Source organism: Mycobacterium senriense, from assembly GCF_019668465.1.
Lineage (GTDB): Bacteria > Actinomycetota > Actinomycetes > Mycobacteriales > Mycobacteriaceae > Mycobacterium > Mycobacterium senriense.
In genome coordinates, this window is the sequence record NZ_AP024828.1 from 547,178 (window position 1) to 566,573 (window position 19,396).

Annotated in this window: 17 protein-coding genes; 6 read left to right on the top strand and 11 right to left on the bottom strand. The window is 70.0% G+C overall.

What is annotated here, in order from left to right; translation table 11 throughout:
• The first annotated feature begins 258 nt into the window (after positions 1-258).
• Positions 259-798 carry a DUF732 domain-containing protein gene (locus tag MTY59_RS02655; RefSeq protein WP_221044301.1) on the top strand — a complete coding sequence of 180 codons (540 nt, stop codon included), beginning with the start codon at positions 259-261 and terminating at the stop codon, positions 796-798.
• Here MTY59_RS02655 and MTY59_RS02660 read toward each other — a convergent pair.
• Together MTY59_RS02660 and MTY59_RS02665 are read right to left on the bottom strand one after the other, a co-directional pair.
• Complete coding sequence (locus tag MTY59_RS02660; RefSeq protein WP_221044302.1) at positions 795-1,076, bottom strand: DUF3017 domain-containing protein; 282 nt, start codon at positions 1,074-1,076, stop codon at positions 795-797. The genes MTY59_RS02655 and MTY59_RS02660 overlap by 4 nt on opposite strands.
• Positions 1,073-1,918 carry a bifunctional methylenetetrahydrofolate dehydrogenase/methenyltetrahydrofolate cyclohydrolase gene (locus MTY59_RS02665; RefSeq protein WP_221044304.1) on the bottom strand — a complete coding sequence of 282 codons (846 nt, stop codon included), beginning with the start codon at positions 1,916-1,918 and terminating at the stop codon, positions 1,073-1,075. Before MTY59_RS02665 ends, MTY59_RS02660 begins: the two co-directional genes overlap by 4 nt.
• Positions 1,919-2,056: 138 nt before the next feature.
• Here MTY59_RS02665 and MTY59_RS02670 point away from each other — a divergent pair, with 138 nt between their 5' ends.
• From MTY59_RS02670 to MTY59_RS02680, 3 genes are read left to right on the top strand one after another with little or no spacing between them, the layout of a single operon-like run.
• The gene (locus MTY59_RS02670; protein WP_221044305.1) at positions 2,057-3,271 is read left to right on the top strand and encodes an NADH:flavin oxidoreductase; all 1,215 of its coding nucleotides are present in this window, start codon (positions 2,057-2,059) and stop codon (positions 3,269-3,271) included.
• A gap of 30 nt (positions 3,272-3,301) precedes the next feature.
• Complete coding sequence (locus tag MTY59_RS02675; protein WP_221044306.1) at positions 3,302-5,950, top strand: FHA domain-containing protein; 2,649 nt, start codon at positions 3,302-3,304, stop codon at positions 5,948-5,950.
• A 36-nt stretch (positions 5,951-5,986) separates the two neighbouring features.
• Entirely contained in the window at positions 5,987-8,563 is a 2,577-nt protein-coding gene (locus MTY59_RS02680; protein WP_221044307.1) for an ATP-binding cassette domain-containing protein, read from the top strand.
• A gap of 19 nt (positions 8,564-8,582) precedes the next feature.
• On the opposite strand, the gene MTY59_RS02685 is transcribed toward MTY59_RS02680, so the two are convergent.
• From MTY59_RS02685 to MTY59_RS02710, 6 genes are all read right to left on the bottom strand, one after another.
• Positions 8,583-9,146 carry a pentapeptide repeat-containing protein gene (locus MTY59_RS02685; protein ID WP_221044308.1) on the bottom strand — a complete coding sequence of 188 codons (564 nt, stop codon included), beginning with the start codon at positions 9,144-9,146 and terminating at the stop codon, positions 8,583-8,585.
• Entirely contained in the window at positions 9,143-9,730 is a 588-nt protein-coding gene (locus MTY59_RS02690; RefSeq protein ID WP_221044309.1) for a GTP-binding protein, read from the bottom strand. The genes MTY59_RS02685 and MTY59_RS02690 overlap by 4 nt, the downstream gene beginning before the upstream one ends.
• Entirely contained in the window at positions 9,711-10,085 is a 375-nt protein-coding gene (locus tag MTY59_RS02695; protein WP_221044310.1) for a DUF742 domain-containing protein, read from the bottom strand. Before MTY59_RS02695 ends, MTY59_RS02690 begins: the two co-directional genes overlap by 20 nt.
• Before the next feature lie 6 nt (positions 10,086-10,091).
• Positions 10,092-10,499, bottom strand: a complete 408-nt coding sequence (locus MTY59_RS02700; RefSeq protein WP_044484050.1) for a serine protease inhibitor — start codon at positions 10,497-10,499, stop codon at positions 10,092-10,094.
• A complete protein-coding gene (locus tag MTY59_RS02705) occupies positions 10,499-13,282 on the bottom strand; it encodes an ATP-binding protein (protein ID WP_221044311.1) in 2,784 nt (927 codons plus the stop codon). The genes MTY59_RS02700 and MTY59_RS02705 overlap by 1 nt, the downstream gene beginning before the upstream one ends.
• Before the next feature lie 255 nt (positions 13,283-13,537).
• Positions 13,538-14,143 carry a class I SAM-dependent methyltransferase gene (locus MTY59_RS02710; protein WP_221044312.1) on the bottom strand — a complete coding sequence of 202 codons (606 nt, stop codon included), beginning with the start codon at positions 14,141-14,143 and terminating at the stop codon, positions 13,538-13,540.
• 18 nt (positions 14,144-14,161) lie between these two features.
• Between MTY59_RS02710 and MTY59_RS02715 the strand changes: the two genes are divergently transcribed.
• Both MTY59_RS02715 and MTY59_RS02720 read left to right on the top strand, forming a co-directional pair.
• Positions 14,162-14,626 (top strand): tRNA (cytidine(34)-2'-O)-methyltransferase, encoded by a 465-nt coding sequence (locus MTY59_RS02715; RefSeq protein ID WP_221044313.1) that lies wholly within the window; start codon positions 14,162-14,164, stop codon positions 14,624-14,626.
• 39 nt (positions 14,627-14,665) lie between these two features.
• On the top strand, positions 14,666-14,992 hold the full coding sequence (locus MTY59_RS02720) for a YciI family protein (protein WP_221044314.1): 327 nt from the start codon (positions 14,666-14,668) through the stop codon (positions 14,990-14,992).
• Position 14,993: 1 nt separating this feature from the next.
• Here the strand turns inward: MTY59_RS02720 and MTY59_RS02725 are convergent, their stop codons facing one another.
• The 3 genes from MTY59_RS02725 to MTY59_RS02735 are packed head-to-tail and all read right to left on the bottom strand — an operon-like array spanning position 14,994 to position 19,379.
• The gene (locus tag MTY59_RS02725) at positions 14,994-15,641 is read right to left on the bottom strand and encodes a nitroreductase family protein (RefSeq protein WP_221044315.1); all 648 of its coding nucleotides are present in this window, start codon (positions 15,639-15,641) and stop codon (positions 14,994-14,996) included.
• A gap of 35 nt (positions 15,642-15,676) precedes the next feature.
• On the bottom strand, positions 15,677-16,039 hold the full coding sequence (locus tag MTY59_RS02730) for a hypothetical protein (protein ID WP_221044316.1): 363 nt from the start codon (positions 16,037-16,039) through the stop codon (positions 15,677-15,679).
• 43 nt (positions 16,040-16,082) lie between these two features.
• Complete coding sequence (locus MTY59_RS02735) at positions 16,083-19,379, bottom strand: error-prone DNA polymerase (RefSeq protein WP_221044317.1); 3,297 nt, start codon at positions 19,377-19,379, stop codon at positions 16,083-16,085.
• Between the last annotated feature and the right edge of the window lie 17 nt (positions 19,380-19,396).

The window sequence follows — 19,396 nt, forward strand, 5'->3', positions numbered from 1 at the left end:
GCGCAGATTCTGGTTCATTCCGCGCCCAGAATTCCGTTGCTGTCGCCCGTGTTACATCACAGTGTGGCGTCGATCCGCCGCCCGGCCTTGCGCAATGGGGCCGCGTAATAACCGACGCCGCGCGGACCGTGACCTCACGAAACGCTTATTGTGCGAACCTTTACCCCACCGTGTCGCAAACGTGACAGTTATGGCGCAGAGTTCGTAGGCGTGATTCGAGTGCCTCAGACGCACTCCATGGCGGGCGGGGAGGCTGGCGTGAAGGCATTTGCACGAACTCATCAATGGATCTGGGTTTTCCGCCATCAGCCCTTCACCATTCGCCTGCTGGCCACCGCCGCCGGCCTGCTGACCGTCGCCTCGGCGTTCGCGGCGCCGGCCGAAGCGAACGGGAACGGCGACGACTTCATCGATGCGCTCAACCACGCCGGCATCGATTTCGGCGAGCCCGGCAACGCGATGTCCGTCGGCGAGTCGGTGTGCCCGATGCTGGCGCAGCCGGGCGGCAACTTCGCCGCCGTCGCATCCAGCGTCGCCGGCCGGGGTATGTCACCCACGATGGCGCGCATGTTCACCACGATCGCGATCCAGACGTACTGCCCCGAGGAGATGGCGAACATCGCCAACGGCAACCTGTCCGGCGCCATGCCCCCGGGCATGGCGGGACAGATCCCGGGCATGGGGGGTCAGGTTCCGGGCATGCCCGGACAGATCCCCGGGATGGCGGGCCAAATCCCGGGGATGGCCGGCCAGGTCCCGGGCATGCCGGGGCAGATTCCGGCGCTGCCGAGGTACTAGCGAGTGCCCAGCGGGTCGATCGTCCACGCGATATAGAACATCGCCGCCCCGACCGTCGCGGTGGTCACGAAGTCGATTCCCTTGCCGCGCACCACCAGAAGCCCGGCCCGGTCCTCGGACAACACCAGCCGCAGCAGCGCCGCCACACCAACACCGATACCGATCAACAACGAACCGCGCCGCCAGAAGTTGGCCCCGACCAAGGCCAACGCCGCCGCAAAGATCAGTCCCACCAACAGAATTGGCCACTGGGCCCGCAGCACGGTGCGCGCGGTCATTGCCGCTCGGCCAGCTCGACGACGTTGGTCAGCAGGAACGCGCGGGTCAGCGGTCCCACGCCGCCGGGGTTCGGCGACACGTGGCCGGCCACCTCCCACACGTCGGGGTGCACGTCGCCGGTGAGCTTGCCGTCCACCCGGCTGACGCCGACGTCGATGATTGCGGCACCGGGGCGCACCATGTCGGCGGTCAGCAGATGCGGCACCCCCACCCCGGCGACGATGATGTCGGCCTGTCTGGTCAGCGCCGGCAGGTCGCGAGTTCCGGTGTGGCACAACGTCACCGTGGCGTTCTCGGAGCGGCGGGTCAGCAGCAGCCCCAACGGGCGGCCGACGGTGACGCCGCGGCCGATGACGACCACGTGCGCCCCGGCGATCTCGACGTCGTAGCGCCGCAGCAGATGCACGATGCCGCGCGGCGTGCACGGCAGCGGGGCCGGGTCCATCAGCACCAGCCGGCCCAGGTTGGTCGGGTGCAGCCCGTCGGCGTCCTTGTCCGGGTCCACCCGCTCCAGCGCCGCGTTCTCGTCCAACTGCTTTGGCAGCGGCAACTGCACGATGTAGCCGGTGCACTCGGGGTTGGCGTTGAGCTCGTCGATGGTCTCGTTGAGCGTGGCGGTGCTGATGTCGGCGGGCAGGTCGCGGCGGATCGAGGTGATGCCGACCTTGGCGCAGTCCGCGTGCTTGCCGCGCACGTATGCCTGCGAGCCGGGGTCATCGCCCACCAGGATGGTGCCCAGTCCCGGGGTGCGGCCCGCGGCGGTCAACGCGGCCACCCGCTGTTCGAGGTCGACGAAGATCTCGTCGCGGGTGGCCTTGCCGTCCAGCGTGATTGCTCCCACGCTGACAGTCTGGCAGACATCGACGATGGCGACCCGCCGCGCCCGGCTTCGCCGCGCTTGCGATCGCCACAGTGCCCGATGATGGCGACCCGCCGCGCCCGGCTTCGCCGCGCTTGCGATCGCCATTAGGCTCCCGGTATGTCTATCCCTCCGGACGTGTTCAGCCCCGCGAAGCTCGGTCCGATAACGCTGCGCAACCGCACCATCAAGTCCGCCACCTTCGAGGCGCGCACGCCCGATGCGCTGGTGACCGACGACCTCATCGAATACCACCGCCTGCCGGCCGCCGGTGGGGTGGGCATGACGACCGTCGCCTACTGCGCGGTCTCCCCCGGCGGCCGCACCGAGGGCAACGGGATCTGGATGCGACCCGAGGCCGTGCCCGGCTTCCGCCGGCTCACCGACGCGATCCACGCCGAGGGCGCCGCGGTCAGCGCGCAGATCGGCCACGCCGGCCCGGTGGCCAACGCCAAGTCCAACAAGGCGAAGGCGCTGGCGCCGGTCCGGTTCTTCAACCCGATCGGGATGCGGTTCGCCAAGAAGGCGACCCGTGACGACATCGACGATGTGATCGCCGGGCACGCCAACGCCGCCCGGCTGGCCATCGAGGCCGGCTTCGACGCCGTCGAAATCCATTTGGGCCACAACTACTTGGCGAGTTCGTTCCTGTCCCCGCTGATCAACCGCCGCGACGACGAGTTCGGTGGATCGCTGCAGAATCGGGCGAAGGTGGCCCGCGGCATGGTGATGGCCGTCCGGCGCGCGGTGGAAAAAGAGGGCACCCCCATCGCGGTGACCGCCAAGCTGAACATGGCCGACGGGGTACGCGGCGGGATCAGCACGGAGGAATCGCTGACCACCGCCAAGTGGCTGGAGGAGGACGGCGGGCTGGACGCGATCGAACTCACCGCGGGCAGCTCGCTGGTCAACCCGATGTACCTGTTCCGCGGCAACGCGCCGCTCAAGGAGTTCGCCGGGGCGTTCAAGCCACCGCTGAGCTGGGGCATGCGCATGACGGGCAAGAAGTTCTTGCGTGAGTACCCCTACCGCGAGGCCTATCTGTTGCGCGACGCCAAGCTGTTCCGCAACGAGTTGAAGATGCCGCTGATCCTGCTCGGCGGGATCACCAACCGGGAGACGATGGACCTGGCGATGGCGGAGGGATTCGAGTTCGTCGCGATGGCCAGGGCGCTGCTGGCCGAGCCGGACCTGATCAACCGGATCGCCGCTGATGGTGCCCAGCACCAGGTGCATTCGGCGTGCACGCACTGCAATCAGTGCATGCCGACGATCTACACCCGAACGCACTGCGTGGTGACCGGCGCGCCGGACGTCGCGGGCGCTCGAAGCTAAACCACAGGGCTGCAAGCTACAGTTGTGGCGATGTCAGCACCAGCCCCGCCAGCGCTAACCGTCCATCACGAAGGATCGGAACGCACCTTCGCAGCGGGCCACGATGTAGTAGTCGGGCGCGACCTGCGAGCGGACATGCGTATCACCCACCCGTTGATTTCGCGTGCCCACCTGCTGCTGCGTTTCGATCAGGGCAAGTGGCTGGCCATCGACAACGGTTCGCTCAACGGAACTTTCGTCAACGGCCGGCGCGTGCCCGTGGTCGAGATCCACGACGGGCAGACCCTGAACATCGGAAACCCCGACGGCCCGCTGCTGACTTTCGACGTGGGGCGCCACCAGGGCATGGCCGGGCGTCCGCCCCAAACCGAATCGATGGGCATTCCGGTGGCGGCTTCGCCGCAGGCCGCGGCGTGGTCGGCGCAGCCGGCCCCGCCGGCCCCCGCTCCGCCCCCGCCCCCGCCCGGCCGCACGCCCAACTGGGCGGCGCCGCCGCGGCGACCGCAGCCCGCGCCCGTGCAGCGGCAAGGCCCACCGGGGCACACCATGTACGGGGGTGGCGCCGGACGCCCGCCCGCGTTCCCGCCCGGCGCACCACCACCGCCGCACAACGCCCCGCCGCTGGCGCAGATGCCGGTCGCCTCGGCCAGCCCGCACACCCAGATGGCCCCCGCCTCAGTCAAGCCGCCCGAGGTGGCAAACCTGGCCACGAAGATGTTCCAGGCGCTGATGCCGTCGCGCTCCGGCGCGATTCAGAAGCCGGCGGGGTCGCAGACCATCGGCCGGGCCACCGATAACGACATCGTCATCCAGGACGTCCTGGCCTCACGCCACCACGCGTTTTTGATCCAAACGCCGCTGGGCACCGAGATCCGCGACGCGCACAGCGTCAACGGGACGTTCGTCAACGGCGTCCGGGTCGGCTCGGCGGTGCTGACCCAGGGCGACGTGGTCACCATCGGCAACGTCGACCTGGTCTTCACCGGCGACAGCCTGGTCCGGCGCACCGAGGCGGCGACACGCAGCGGGGGGCTGGAGGTCAACTCCGTCTGCTACACCGTCGACCACGGCAAGCAGCTGCTCGACCACATCTCGCTTACCGCGCGGCCCGGGACCCTGACCGCCATCATCGGCGGTTCGGGCGCCGGCAAGACCACCCTGTCGCGGCTGATCGTCGGCTACACCAGCCCGACCTCGGGCAGCGTGACCTTCGAGGGTCACAACATTCACACCGACTACGCGTCCATGCGCAGCAGGATCGGCATGGTCCCGCAGGACGACGTGGTGCACCGGCAGCTGACGGTCAACCAGGCCCTGAACTACGCGGCCGAACTGCGCCTGCCGCCGGACACCAGCAAACAGGAACGGGCCCGCGTCGTCGCACAGGTGCTCGAGGAACTCGACATGACCCAGCACGCCGACACCCGGGTCGACAAGCTCTCGGGTGGCCAGCGCAAGCGCGCCTCGGTCGCCCTCGAGCTGCTCACCCAGCCGTCGCTGCTGCTGCTCGACGAACCGACGTCGGGTCTGGACCCCGCGCTGGACCGCCAGGTCATGCTGATGCTGCGCCAGCTGGCCGACGCGGGCCGCGTGGTGCTGGTGGTGACCCACTCGGTGTCCTACCTGGACGTGTGCGATCAGATCCTGCTGGTGGCGCCCGGTGGTAAGACCGCGTTCTGTGGGCCGCCCGATCAGGTCGAGTCCGCCATGGGGACGCGCAACTGGGCCGACATTTTCGCCAAGGTGGGTGCCGATCCGGACGAGGCCAACCGCCGCTTCAAGGAGCGCAACCAGCAGTCGTCGCAGCCACCGACCCCGGAGAGTCCGGCGGATCTGGGCGAACCACCCCAGACCGACCTCTTCCGCCAGCTGTCCACGATCGCCCGCCGCCAGGTTCGCCTCGTCGTGTCCGACCGCGGTTACACGATCTTCCTGGCGGTCCTGCCGTTCCTCATCGGAGCGTTGTCGCTGACGGTGAAGGGCCCGCACCCGGGCCTGGGTCCGGCCGATCCGATGGGTCCCGCGCCGACGCAGCCGCAGTACATCATGGTGCTGTTGAACATCGGTGCCGTCTTCATGGGCACCGCGCTGACCATTCGCGACCTGATCGGTGAGCGCGCCATCTTCCGACGAGAGCAGGCGGTCGGCCTGTCCACCACCGCCTATCTGCTGGCCAAGATCGCGGTGTTCTGCGTCTTCGCCACCGCCCAGGCGGCGATCGCGACCATCATCGTGCGGCTCGGTAAGGGCGCGCCGACGGCGCATCCCCAGTTCTTCGGCAACTCCACTTTCTCGCTGTTCGTCACCGTTGCGGGCACCTGTGTGGCGTCGGCCATGCTGGGCCTGTTGCTGTCCGCGCTGGCGCAGTCCAACGAGCAGATCATGCCGCTGCTGGTGGTGTCGATCATGTCCCAGCTGGTGTTCTCCAGCGGCATGATCCCGGTGTATCAGCGCTTCGGCCTCGAGGAGATGGCCTGGCTGACGCCCGCCCGCTGGGGCTACGCGGCGGGCGCGTCCTCGATCGACTTCCCGTCGCTGGTGAAGGTCAAGCAAATCCCGACCAACGACCCGATCTGGCAGCACTCCAAGCACATTTTCGTGTTCGACATGCTCATGCTCGCCGCGCTGTCGATCGGCTACACCGGCTTCGTCCGCTGGCATATCCGGCTGAAACGCTAGGCCGGCGCCCCAACCTCGACCCCCAACCTGGATGTGATGACTCGACCTGCGCAGCCCGTGCTGACGGCTCGATCTGACCGCTCCGAAGGTAGTTTTGCCGCGGGCCGCGACGTGGTCGTGGGCAGCGACCTGCGCGCCGACCTGCGCGTCGCGCACCCGCTGATCGCCCGCGCGCACGTGCTGCTGCGCTTCGACCAGGGGCGGTGGCTGGCCGTCGACAACAACTCGCTCAACGGGATCTACCTGGACGGCCAACGGGTGCCGGTCGTCGATATCCACGACGGCCAGACGATCAACATCGGCAAGCCCGACGGCCCCCGCATCACCTTCGAAGTGGGCCACCACACGGGCAATGTCGGCCTGTTGCCGCCGACCACCAAGTCGATCCCCATCATCACCGCGCGGCCCGCCGCGCCGTCGCCGGCCACCAGTCCGCGTCCGGCGACCGCCCCGTCCCGGCCCGTCGCGCAGCCGCCGCGGCCGCCCGCGCCGCCGTCGTCGCGTCGATTCCCCCGGCGCGACCCCCAGCGCAGGTCCGCCGCTCCGATCGTCCCGCCGGCCGGAGCGATCCGCGCCGTACCGCAGTCCGGGCCACACCCCGCCGCGCTCACCCCGTCCACCCAGGCCGGTCGCGCCGGCGACTCGGGGGAGTTCCCGACCACGTGGGGCGGCGTCCCGGGATCCGAGTCCGAGCTCCGGCCGCAGGCCGGCCGCGCCGCCCGGATCGGGCGCGCGCTCAACAACGACATCGTCGTGCCCGACGTGCTGGCCTCACGCCATCACGCCTTCCTGAACCCGACCCCGACCGGCGCCGAGATCCGCGACGCGAACAGCAGCAACGGCACCTTCGTCAACGGTGTCAGGGTCGGGTCCGCGGTGCTGTCCGACGGCGACGTGGTGACGATCGGCAACGTCGACCTGGTGTTCGAGAACGGCATGCTGGTTCGCCGCCAGGAGGCGGCGACGCGCGCCGGCGGCCTGGAGGTGCGCGAGGTCAACTTTGGGGTGGACGGCAAGAACCTGCTGGAGCGGATCTCGTTCGTCGCCCGGCCCGGCACGCTGACCGCGCTGATCGGTGGGTCGGGGGCGGGCAAGACCACGCTGTCGCGGCTGATCGCCGGGTACGCCACCCCCTCGTCGGGGTCGGTCACCTTCGAGGGCCACAACATCCACACCGAGTACGCCTCGCTGCGCACCAGGATCGGGATGGTGCCGCAGGACGACGTCGTGCACCGGCAGCTGACGGTCAGCCAGGCGCTCGGCTACGCCGCCGAGCTGCGCCTGCCGCCCGACACCAGCAAGTCCGACCGCGAGCAGGTGGTCGCCCAGGTGCTCGACGAGCTGGGCCTGAGCGAGCACGCGAACACCCGTGTCGACAACCTGTCCGGCGGTCAGCGCAAGCGCGCCTCGGTGGCCCTGGAGTTGCTGACCGGGCCGTCGCTGCTGATCCTCGACGAGCCGACCTCCGGCCTGGACCCGGCGCTGGATCTGCAGGTCATGACCATGCTGCGGCAGCTCGCCGACGCCGGCCGCGTGGTGCTGGTGGTCACGCACTCGCTGACCTACCTCGACGTCTGCGACCAGGTGCTGCTGATGGCGCCGGGCGGCAAGACGGCGTATCTCGGCGCGCCCGGCCAGATCGGCGCGGCCATGGGCACCACCAACTGGGCGCACATCTTCGCCAAGGTGGGCGCCGATCCCGACGAGGCCAATCGCCGCTTCCTCGCGCAGAATAGGCCGCCGCCGCCCACGCTGACCGAGGCGCCCGCGGAGCTGGGCGTTCCGGCGCAAACCAGCAAGCGCCGCCAGTTCTCCACGATCGCCCGCCGCCAGGTCCGGCTGGTGGTCTCCGACCGTGCGTACTTCCTGTTCCTGGCGGTGCTGCCGTTCGTGATGGGCGCGCTGTCGCTGACCGTGCCCGGCAGCGTCGGTTTCGGCTATGCGGATCCGGTGAGTGAGTCGGCCGGTGAGGCCGGGATGATCCTGACCCTGCTCACCATGGCGGCCGCGTTCATGGGTACCGCGCTGACCATCCGCGACCTGATCGGCGAGCGGCCGATCTTCCGGCGGGAACAGGCGGTCGGCCTGTCGAGCACGGCCTACCTGCTGGCCAAGGTGGCGGTGTTCTGCACGTTCGCCGTCATCCAGGCGGCCATCGCCACGGCCATCGTGGTGGTGGGCAAGGGGCCGCCGACGCGGCCGGCGGTGCTGCTCGGCAACGCCACGCTGGAGCTGTTCGCCGGGGTCGCCGCGACGTGTGTGGCGGCGGCGATGCTGGGCCTGTTGCTCTCGGCGCTGGCGCGCACCAGCGAGCAGATCATGCCGCTGCTGGTGGTGTCGCTGATGATGCAGATGGTGCTCTCCGGCGGCATGGTGCCGGTCACCCACCGGATCTTCCTCGACCAGCTGTCCTGGCTGGTCCCGTCGCGGTGGGGGTACGCGGCGCAGGGGTCCACGGTCGACCTGTGGACGGTGTCGCCCGGCCCCCAGAGCCCGCGGGACAGCCACTTCGAGCACACGCCTGCGGCCTGGCTGTTCGATATGAGCATGCTCGCGGTGCTGACCGTCGCCTACGCGGCGCTGGTGCGGTGGCGCATCCGGCTCACCCGCTGAGCGCTCAGCCACCGAGCGGTCAGCCGGCAGGGGCCCCATCCAGCCGCAGCCCGTGGGCGAGCGCGAAGGCGACGGCCTGGTCGACGTCGACGCGCGCTCCGGCCAGTGAAGTCGTCGTCCACAGCCCCGGATCCACGGTGCTGCCGCGCAGGTCGGCGTCGTCCAGGCGGGTGCGGGCGGTCCGCGCCCCGCGCAGGTCCGCGCCGCGCAGCACGGCCTTGCGCAGGTCGGCCTCCACCAGGCTGGTTTCTCGCAGCCGGCAGCCGCTCAGGTCGACGCCGCGCAGGTCGATGCCGCCGAGCACGGCGAGCGTGAAGTCGACCTCGTCGAGCGTGATCGGCCGCAGCCGGCATTGCACGAACACCGAGCCGAGCATGCTGCACTGGGAAAACGTGCTGTGCCACAACGACGTCCGCCGGAACGTGCAGTTACGGAAGGCCGATCCACGGTGTCCCGACTCAGCGAGGTTGGCGCCGCTGAAGTTGCATTCGGTGAACACGACCCGCTCGGTCTGCAGCCGGCTGAGGTCGTCGTCGGTGAAGTCGTGGCCCTCGAATTCCTGGTCGACCCACCGCGTGGTCAATTGGCCGACAGGCTGGCCAGGGCGTATTCGCTGACCGCGATCAGGGCGTCGGTCGCCGACCGGCGATCCCTGGCGTCGATGCTGATCACCGGGATGTGCGGCGGCAGGGTCAGCGCTTGGCGCACCTCGTCGACCGGGTAGCGGGGCGCGCCGTCGAACTCGTTGACCGCGACGAGAAACGGCAGGTTGCGGTGCTCGAAGAAGTCGACCGCGGCGAAGCTGTCCTGCAGGCGCCGGCAGTCGACCAGCACGACCGCGCCGATCGCGCCGCGCACCAGGTCGTCCCACATGAACCAGAAGCGGCGCTGCCCCGGCGTACCGAACAGGTAGAGCACCAGGTCCTCGGCCAGGGTGATCCGGCCGAAATCCATTGCGACGGTTGTGGTCCGCTTGTCCGGGGTGGCCTCGAGCGCGTCGACGCCGGTCGAGGCGTCGGTCAGCATCGCCTCGGTGCGCAACGGCATGATCTCCGACACCGCCCCGACGAACGTGGTCTTGCCGGCCCCGAAGCCGCCGGCGATCACGATCTTCGTCGACGCGTGAGTGCCGGAATCGGGCTGCACGTCAGAGTGCGCGTAAGCCACGCAGTGTCCTTCCTATGAGTTCGTGGCGCTCGTCTCTGGTGGAACGCTCGGACAACGTCTTATGCACTCGAAGGTAGCCGGACAGCACCAGATCCCCGACCAGGACGCGCGCGACGCCGAGCGGAAGATCCAGCCGGGCCGAGATTTCGGCGACCGACGGGTGCTCGACGCACAGCTGGATGATTCTGCCTCGCGCGTCGTTGGGCGGCCACCGGTGCATCAGGCCGGCCTGCAGCGTCTGAATCGGCGCCTCGAGGGGAAGGTCGACGTTCGTGTCGGTCCGCCCTGACGTCAGGGTGTACGGGCGGACGAGATTCCCCTTACGGTGCGCTGGCCAGTTCTGGGGGGTGTCCATCGCGGCTCACGAGTGCTGCTGCACGGCCGACCGGCGGGTCGACTGCACCACGCCGCCCACGCGTTCGACGAGGACGGCCATCTCGTAGCCGATCTGACCGATGTCGCACGACGCAGCGGCAAGCGTCGCCAGGTGCGAGCCGTCCCCGACCCGCATCAACAACAGGTAGCCGTTCTGCATCTCGACCACCGACTGCAGCACCTGGCCGCCCTCGAACAGCTGGGCGGCTCCGGTGGCCAGGCTGGCCAGTCCGGAGGCCACCGCGGCCAGCTGGTCGGCGCGTTCGCGCGGGAGATGCTCGCTGGCGGCGATGGGCAGCCCGTCGACGGAGACCAGCAGCGCGTGCGCGACGCCGGGAACCTCGCGGGCGAACCTGGTCACCAGCCAGTCCAGGGAGTTGTCGGGAGAGGTCATTACTCGTCGGATCCTTGATCGGTTTCACGGGCGTGCGAGCGGCCGCTGCGCACACCACCGAAATGGCTACTGAACGAGGCGCGGACCGCCTCGGGGTCTCGGGCTACGGGACCGGTGGCGGCGTGCTGCGGCTCCCGGTGTGACGGGGATCGGCCGTTGAGCCCCTGGTCCGGCTCGGCCGGCTCGTCCTGCTCGCCGCCGTTGGCGCCGCCGGGTACCAGCCGCGCACCCGGCGTGCGCACCGGCAGGCCGTGGTCCGTGGTGTGGGCCTCGACGGGCTTCTCCTCGGCCGCGGCCGCCAGCGTCCAGCCACGGTCCCAGACCGACTGCCAGTCCAGGTCCGGGCTGTTGACCAGGTCGTGCGGGTCGCCGAGCATCTCCGACAGCATCCGCCGGTAGATGACGTCGTCGTCGGCCGGGGCCTTCGGGGCCGGCGGGATGGACGCCACCGGGGCCGGCTGGTCCTGCGTGCGGCTGTCGGCCTCCCGGGAGCGGGCGGAGAAGAACGCCGACGTGTCCGACGCCGCCCGGGCGGGCTGGGCGGGCGGCGGCGCCGGCTTCGGCTCGGGCTCGGGCTCGGGCGCGGGCGCGGGCTTGGGGGCGTTCTCCCACCACGGCGTCGCCAGCTCGCGGCGCTGGCGGCTCGGCTGTTGTTCGGCGGCCGGGGCGGGGACCGCGGGAACTTCGGTGATGCCGCTGGAGCCCGGGTTGCGGCGCGGCAGCAACGTGACCGACGGGCCGGTGCGCGCGGCCGGCTCGAGCGTGCCGTCGTCCTGGCCGGCGTCCTCGGCGGTGGCGGCGTTAGCGCTGGCGAGCTTGGCGCTCGGCGAGGAGACGGCGCGGATGTGGCGGGGCGCCGCCGACTCGGCGACGGCCCGGCCGGCGAGCACCGTCGGCGGCAGATAGATCTCGGCGGTGGTACCCGAGCCCGATTCGTTGGCGGCGGGGCCGCGCAGCCCCACCCGGATGCCGTGCCGGGCCGCGATCCGGCCGACCACGAAAAGTCCCATGTGCCGGGCGTTGTCGGGGGTTACGTCCCCGCCGGCCTGCAGCCGCATGTTGGCCATCCGCCGGTCGGTGTCGTTCATCCCCAGACCGGCGTCGGCGATCCGCACCACCACTCCCCCGTCGCCGCCGCGTGACGCGGAGATCCGGGCGGACGTCGTCGGCGGCGAGTAGCGCAGGGCGTTGTCGACCAGCTCGGCGAACAGATGAATGGCGCCGCCCGCGGCCGAGCCGATCAGCTCGCACTCCGGCAGCCCGGCGACCTCGACACGGCGGTAGTCCTCCACCTCGGACACGGCGGCATTGATCACCGTTTCCAGCGGCACCGGGTCGCGCTGGTCGCGGGCGAGCTGTGAGCCGGCCAGCACCAGCAGGTTCGCGCTGTTGCGGCGCAGCCGCGCCGCCAGATGGTCGAGCCGGAACAGGCTTTCCAGGCGTTCGGGGTTCTCCTCATTGCGCTCCAGCCGGTCGATGAGCGCCAGCTGCTGGTCGACCAGCGAGCGGCTGCGCCGCGACATGGTCTCGAACATGTCGTTGACCAGCAGCCGCAACCGCGCCTCGTCGCCGGCCAGCAGCAGCGCCTGCGTGTGCAGCTCGTCCACCGCGTGGGCAACCTGGCCGATCTCCTCGGTCGTGTAGACCGGCAGCGGACTCGGAATCGGTTCGGCCCCACCGGCTTTTAACGAGGCGATCTCCTCGACGAGGTCGGTGTGGGCAACCTTGAGCGCGCCGTCGCGCAGCATGCGCAGTGGCCGCACCAGGGCACGCGCCACCAGCAGCACGACGCCCAACGCGATGACGATCGCGGCCAGCACCAGGACGGTGTCCAGGATCGCGGCCGAGCGCCGCTCGGCGGCCTGGGCGTGCACCGACTTGGTCACCGACGCGGTCGCGTTCTTGATGACCTGGTCGGCGATGTCGTCGGTGGTCTGGATGGAACGCAGCAGGTCGGCGTTGTCGACCAGCACGCTGGCCGGGTCGGACATGATCGCCATCCGGCTCACCATCTGCTGCTGCAGCGTCTTTGCCTCCGGCGATCCGGCGCCCAGCACCTCGCTCATGCCGAACAGCGTCGACGGTTCGGTGCCCGCCAGGGTGGCCATCGAGGTCCGCAGCTGCGGCTCGGGGAGCTCGGCCCCGCGGGTCACCAGGATCTTCTGCATCGTCATCTGCCCGCGGGCACCGACCGCCCGGCTCAGACCCTGCGCCTGCGCGCGGATCTTCTCGTCGTCGACGCGCACCGAGGCGTTGATGACGTCCTCGGCCGTCAGCAGGATCGGCGCGTACAGCGTCACCCGCTCCCGCAAACCGAGGCCGGGGTCGGCCGCCTTGTTCACCAGCATCTGGCCGCCGTCGAGCAGGTTATTCACGCCGGAGCGGACGTCGGCGCTGACGTCGGTGTCATCCAGCCTGGTCTGCAGTTCGCCCTTGCGCGCCTCGTAGTTCTTCTTGGCCCCCTCGACGTCGCGTCCGGTGGAACTGGCCAGCAGCGCGACGTCCAGCGCCGACATGTACTTGGTGATCACCGGCACCACGTCGGCGCGGGTGGCGGCCAGCCGCAGGTTGGCCGAGTTGGCCATGGCGCCGTGGATGCGCAGCACCCCGAAAACCGTCGCCAAAATCAGCGGGACCAGCACGATCGCCAGCACCTTCCAGCGCACCGGCCAGTTGCTCAGCGACCAGGTCGGCGGGCGTTTGGCCGGCGCGGCATCGGCGCCGGGCTTCGGTTCGGGCTCTACGACATCCGCCTCGGCCGGGTTGGTCGGGCGGGTGAACATGGTCACGTCATCGCGGCCGGATGACCGGCCGCTGCGCTGACCCTGAGCGCTGAATGAAACGAGTGGCTCATGAAACTTCCTGCTTTATTTCGCCCGCCCCCCGCCAGACAGGCGTGTGCGTGTAGGTGTGGCAATCCGACGAGTATGACAGCCCGCGGCGCATGCCACCAGAATCGTTACTGAGCAGACAGGTCCCTCCAAGGTGGCGACGCCCCCGCGCGGTCACCCCTGGCAAACACCATCGAGCGCGAAATCCTAGGCGGGCCTAAGCAGCGCGACGAGGAAATCGGAGTCCTCGGTGAACGGGCGCATGTCCCACGTGGAGAGCAGCAGATCGGGCGCGAAGCCCGCGTCGACCGCGTCGTTGAGAAACACGTCGAACGCGTAATCGCGGCCGGCGCCGAAGCCGATCGCCGCGCGCCCGTCGTCGGCGACGTGGGCCCGCAGCCGGCTCAGCACCTGGATACGGGTGCTCGGGGCCAGAAACGCCATGACGTTGCCGGCGGACACGATGACGTCGAACGGTTCGGCGATGCCGCGCGCCGGCAGGTCCAACTCGGCCAGGTCGCCGACCAGCCAGCGCGGGCCGGGGTAGTCCTGCTCGGCCGCTCCGATCAGCGCCGGGTCGACGTCCACGCCGACCACCCGGTGGCCCACCGTGGCCAGGTATCCGGCCAGCCGCCCGGGCCCGCAGCCGGCGTCGAGAATGTGCGCCCCGCGCGGCGCCATGGCATCCACGAATCGAGCCTCGCCGGCCAGGTCGTCGCCGGCGCGCGCCATGGCGCGAAAACGCTCGATGTACCACTGCGAATGCCCCGGATCGGCTGCGACCTTCTGCATCCAGTAGCTCTGCTCGACCATGCGACCATTATCGGCGTTGTGTTCAAGCTGATGTTCGTGTCCCCGCGGATCCCGCCCAACACCGGCAACGCCATCCGGACGGTGGCGGCGACGGGCTGCGAATTGCATCTGGTCGAGCCGATGGGGTTCGACCTGTCCGAACCCAAGCTGCGCCGGGCCGGGCTGGACTACCACGACCTCGCATCGGTCACCGTGCACGCCTCGCTGGCGGCCGCCTGGGCGGCGCTGTCCCCGCAGCGGGTGTTCGCGTTCACCTCGCACGCGCCCACCTCGTTCGCCGACGTGGATTACCGGGCCGGCGACGTGCTGATGTTCGGCCCCGAACCCACCGGGCTGGACGCGGCCACGCTGGCCGACCCGCACATCACCGCGCAGGTGCGCATCCCGATGCTGGCGGGCCGGCGCTCGCTGAACCTGTCCAACGCCGCCGCGATCGCCGTCTACGAAGCCTGGCGCCAGCACGGCTACGCCGGGGCGACCTAGGCCCGATGAGTACTGGGCCGGGTGCGAGTCAGCCATGACATGACTACCTTCATCACGATTGGTTACGGAGACGAAGCCGGGTACAACCGGACGAGCGACGAATGTAAGCGGGCCGCGCATACGCGCGACGACGAATTACGCGCGGCCGGCGCACTCATCGCGATCGCCGGAGACCCGGTCACTGTGCGCAATCCGGACGACGCCGGCGTACGGATCGAGCCCGGGTCGTTCCTGAGTTCAAAGCTGCCGATCGCGGGGTTCGCGGTGTTCGAGGCCGATGATCTCGATGCGGCGATCGAGCGGGTGAGTCAAACGCCGTGTGCGGTGGCTCACGGGGTGGTCGAGGTGTGGCCGCTGACTGTGTGACTCACCAGGTGTCCCAGTGCGTCACCCTCTCGGCGGGCAGCCGCTTGGCCGGGCGGAAGTCGGTGCCCTTGGTGTAGGCGATCGGGAACAGACCGCCCTGGCTGTACCGGTCATGCGGGATGCCGAGCACCTCGGCGGCCTGCTTCTCGCCGTCGTTGAGCAGGTGCAGCGTGGTCCAGCAGGTGCCCAGCCCGCGCGAGCGCAGCGCCAGGCAGAAGCTCCACGTCGCCGGGAACAGCGACGCCCAGAACGACGCGCTCAGCCCCAGCGGCGCCTTCTCCACCCGCCCCTCCAGGCAGGGGATCATCAGCACCGGCGCCTCGTGCATGTGCTCGGCGAGGTATGTCGCGGAGTCCTTGACCTTGGGCATCCGCTCGCCGCGGGTGTCGCCCTCGGGGTACTCGGCCGACGGCAGGCTCAGGTAGCCGCGGGCGTTGGTCAGGTAGATGTCGGCGATCGCCTTCTTCTTCTCGGCGTCCTCGACGAAAATCCATTGCCAGCCTTGCGCATTGGAGCCGGTGGGCGCCTGCAGCGCCAGTTCGAGGCATTCCATCAGGACATCGCGGGGTACCGGCTTGTCGAAGTCGAGGCGTTTGCGGACCGAACGGGTGGTGGTGAGCAATTCGTCGACGGACAGATTGAGGGTCATGTTTTGGAGGCTACATTCGGGCCGCCGCCCCGAGGTCAGGCTGCAGGCGGGGGCGGCTGATCGGGCGGCGGCGGCGGCGCGGACGGAATCGCCCCGTCGCAGCCGCCGGGCGGGGGTGGCCCCGGGAGAGGTTCGTCGCCGCCGACGCAGTCGTAGTGGAACTGCGGGCCGCCTATCGAGGTCTTCAGCCACTGGTGCCAAAACGACCCGTCGGGGTACTTGTCGCCGTCGCACACGGCCAACGTTCCATAACCCCATCGATCGCCCGGGCAGAAGTTCTTCGTCATGTCCGGTTGGTGCGGGTCGGGCGGATCGGCGCTGGCCACCGCCGTGGGAAGAAAAATCGCCGCAGCACAACCCAGCATCGCAGCGCCATGGCGCGCAGCCTTGAATCTCATTTCCGCTGAAACGTCAAATAGATAGAGCCGATTCCAGGCATTCCTAGCGGAAGTCGCGGGACTTCGAGCCGACCGCCAGGGTGATGCGGCCCAGCCGCTCTGCGACGACGGTGATCGCACCGCTGGCGTTTTGCACCTGCCCCCGCACCAGCAGCGCCGGGGCCGAGTTCGCCAGCTTGCGATGCCGCGCCCACACCCCCGGCACGCAGAGCACGTTGACCATCCCGGTTTCGTCCTCGAGGTTGATGAACGTGACCCCCTGCGCCGTGCCTGGCCGCTGCCGATGGGTCACCGCGCCCGCGATCAGCACGCGGTCGCCGTCGGGCACCGAGCCCAGTTTCGCGGCGGGCACCACCCCCATCGCGTCCAGGTCGGCCCGCAGGAACTGCGTCGGGTAACTGTCCGGCGAGACGCCGGTGGCCCACACATCGGCGGCGGCCAGTTCCAGCTCGCTCATCCCGGGCAGCGCCGGGACGTGCGACGACGACCCCACCCCGGGCAGCCGGCCCGGCCGTTGGGTAGCCGCGGCCCCGGCCGCCCACAACGCCTCGCGCCGGGACATGTCGAAGCAGCCCAGCGCCCCGGCCGTCGCCAGCGCCTCGGTCTGCGGCACCGAGAGCTGCAGTCGGGTCGTCAGATCAAGCAGAGAAGCGAACGGGCCGTTGGCTTTTCGCTCTTCGACGAGTTGTTCTGCCAGGTCGTCGCCGATGTGGCGGACCGCGCCAAGGCCGAGGCGGACCTCGGCGCCGGCGTTCTCCAGCGTGGCGTGCGCCAGGCTGGCGTTGACGTCCGGGCCGTGCACCGTCACGCCGTGCCGGCGCGCATCGGCCACCAGCGACTGCGGCGAATAGAACCCCATCGGCTGCGCGCACAGCAGCGCCGCGCAGAACGCCGCCGGGTGGTGCAGCTTGAACCACGACGAGTAGAACACCAGCGACGCGAAGCTCAGCGCATGGCTTTCCGGGAAGCCGAAATTGGCGAAGGCTTCCAGCTTTTCGTAGGTGCGGTCGATCACCTCGTCGTCGGCGCCGTGCAGCGCGCGCATGCCCTGGTAGAACCGGCCCTGCAGCCGTCGCATGCGTTCTGTCGAGCGCTTGGACCCCATCGCGCGGCGCAGCTGGTCGGCCTCGGTGGCCGAGAATCCGGCGCAGTCCACCGCGAGCTGCATCAGCTGCTCCTGAAAGAGCGGCACTCCCAGTGTCTTTCGCAGCGCCGGTTCCATCGACGGGTGGTCGTAGACCACCGGGTCCAGCCCGTTGCGCCGCCGGATGTAGGGATGCACCGACCCGCCCTGGATGGGGCCGGGGCGGATCAGCGCGACCTCCACCACCAGGTCGTAGAACACCCGCGGCTTCAGCCGCGGCAGGGTGGCCATCTGCGCGCGCGACTCCACCTGGAACACGCCGACCGAATCGGCGCGGGCCAGCATCTCGTACACCGCGGGCTCGGAGAGGTCGAGGCGGGCCAGGTCCACCTCGATCCCCTTGTGCTCGGCTACCAGGTCGATGGCGTAGTGCAGCGCCGACAGCATTCCCAGCCCCAGCAGGTCGAACTTCACCAATCCGATTGCCGCGCAGTCGTCTTTGTCCCACTGCAGGACGCTGCGGTTCTCCATGCGCGCCCACTCCACCGGGCACACGTCGGCGATCGGGCGGTCACAGATCACCATGCCGCCGGAATGAATTCCCATGTGCCGTGGCAGGTTCCGGATCTGGTTCGCCAGATCGACCACCGGTTCGGGGATGCCCTCGACATCGGGCGCTGGGTCATTTGAATTGGGGCCAAGCCCGTTCCAGTGGCTGATCTGCTTGCTCCACGCGTCCTGCTGGCCCTGCGAGAAGCCCAGGGCGCGGGCCATGTCGCGCACCGCGATCTTTCCCCGGTAGGTGATGACGTTGGCGACCTGGGCGGCGTAGTCGCGGCCGTATTTGTCGTAGACGTACTGGATGACCTTTTCCCGCTGATCGGACTCGATATCCATGTCGATGTCGGGCGGCCCGTCGCGGGCCGGCGACAGAAAACGCTCGAACAGCAGCTCGTTGGCCACCGGGTCGACGGCGGTGACGCCCAGGGCGTAGCAGACCGCGGAGTTGGCGGCCGATCCCCGGCCCTGGCACAGGATGTTGTTGTCCCGGCAGAACCGGGCGATGTCGTGCACCACCAGGAAGTAGCCCGGAAACGTCAGGTGGGCAATGACTTTCAGCTCGTGCTCGATCTGGGCATACGCGCGCGGTGCGTGCTCGGCCGACCCGTAGCGGTCGCGCGCCCCGGCCATGGTCAACTGGCGCAGCCAGCTGTCCTCGGTGTGCCCGGCGGGCACATCGAACGGCGGCAGCTGCGGCGCGATGAGCGCCAGCCCGAACGCGCACTGCTCGCCCAGCTCGGCGGCCGCGGTCACCACGTCGGGCCGCTGCCCGAACAGCCGGGCCATCTCCTCACCCGAGCGCAGGTGCGAACCGCCCAGCGGGGCCAGCCACCCGGCGGCCGAATCCAGCGACTGACGCGCCCGGATGGCGCCCATCGCCATGGCCAGCCGGCGTCGCGACGGCCCCGCGAAATGCGCGCCGGTGGTGGCGACGACGCCGACCCCGAAGCGGGGGGCCAGCGCGGCCAGCGCCGCGTTGCGTTCGTCGTCGAGCGGCTGACCGTGATGGGTCAGCTCGATGCTGACCCGATGCGCTCCGAACCGGTCCACCAGGTCGGCCAGCGCCCGCTCCGCGGCCGCCGGACCGCCGTCGGAAAGCGCTTGGCGGACATGCCCTTTGCGACAGCCCGTCAGAATGTGCCAGTGCCCGCCGGCGGCCTCGGTCAGCGCGTCGACATCGTAGCGGGGCTTGCCCTTCTCGCCGCCGGCCAGATGCGCCGCGGCCAGTTGCCGCGACAGCCGCCGGTACCCCTCCGCGCCGCGGGCCAGCACCAGCAGGTGCGGGCCGGGCGGATCCGGCTGCTCGGTGCGCGCACCCGCGCCCAGCGACAGCTCGGCGCCGAACACGGTGCGCATGTCGAGCTCGGCCGCCGCCTCGGCGAACCGCACTGCCCCGTACAGGCCGTCGTGGTCGGTGAGCGCCAGGGCGCGCAGGTCCAGCCGGGCCGCCTCCTCGACCAGCTCCTCGGGCGTGCTCGCCCCGTCCAGGAAGCTGAACGCCGAATGCGCATGCAGCTCGGCATAAGCGACCGACGAGCGGGACGCCCGGCCGTCGCCCGGCGGCTGGTACGTCGCGCGCCGGCGCGACAGGGGGCCCTCCTGCTCCGGGCCCGCCGACTCCCCGGCATGGCGCGGCTTGCTGTCGAGCACCCGCTCCATTTCCGCCCAGCTCGGCGGCCCGTTGAACCAGCCCACGGATCCGAGTATATCGA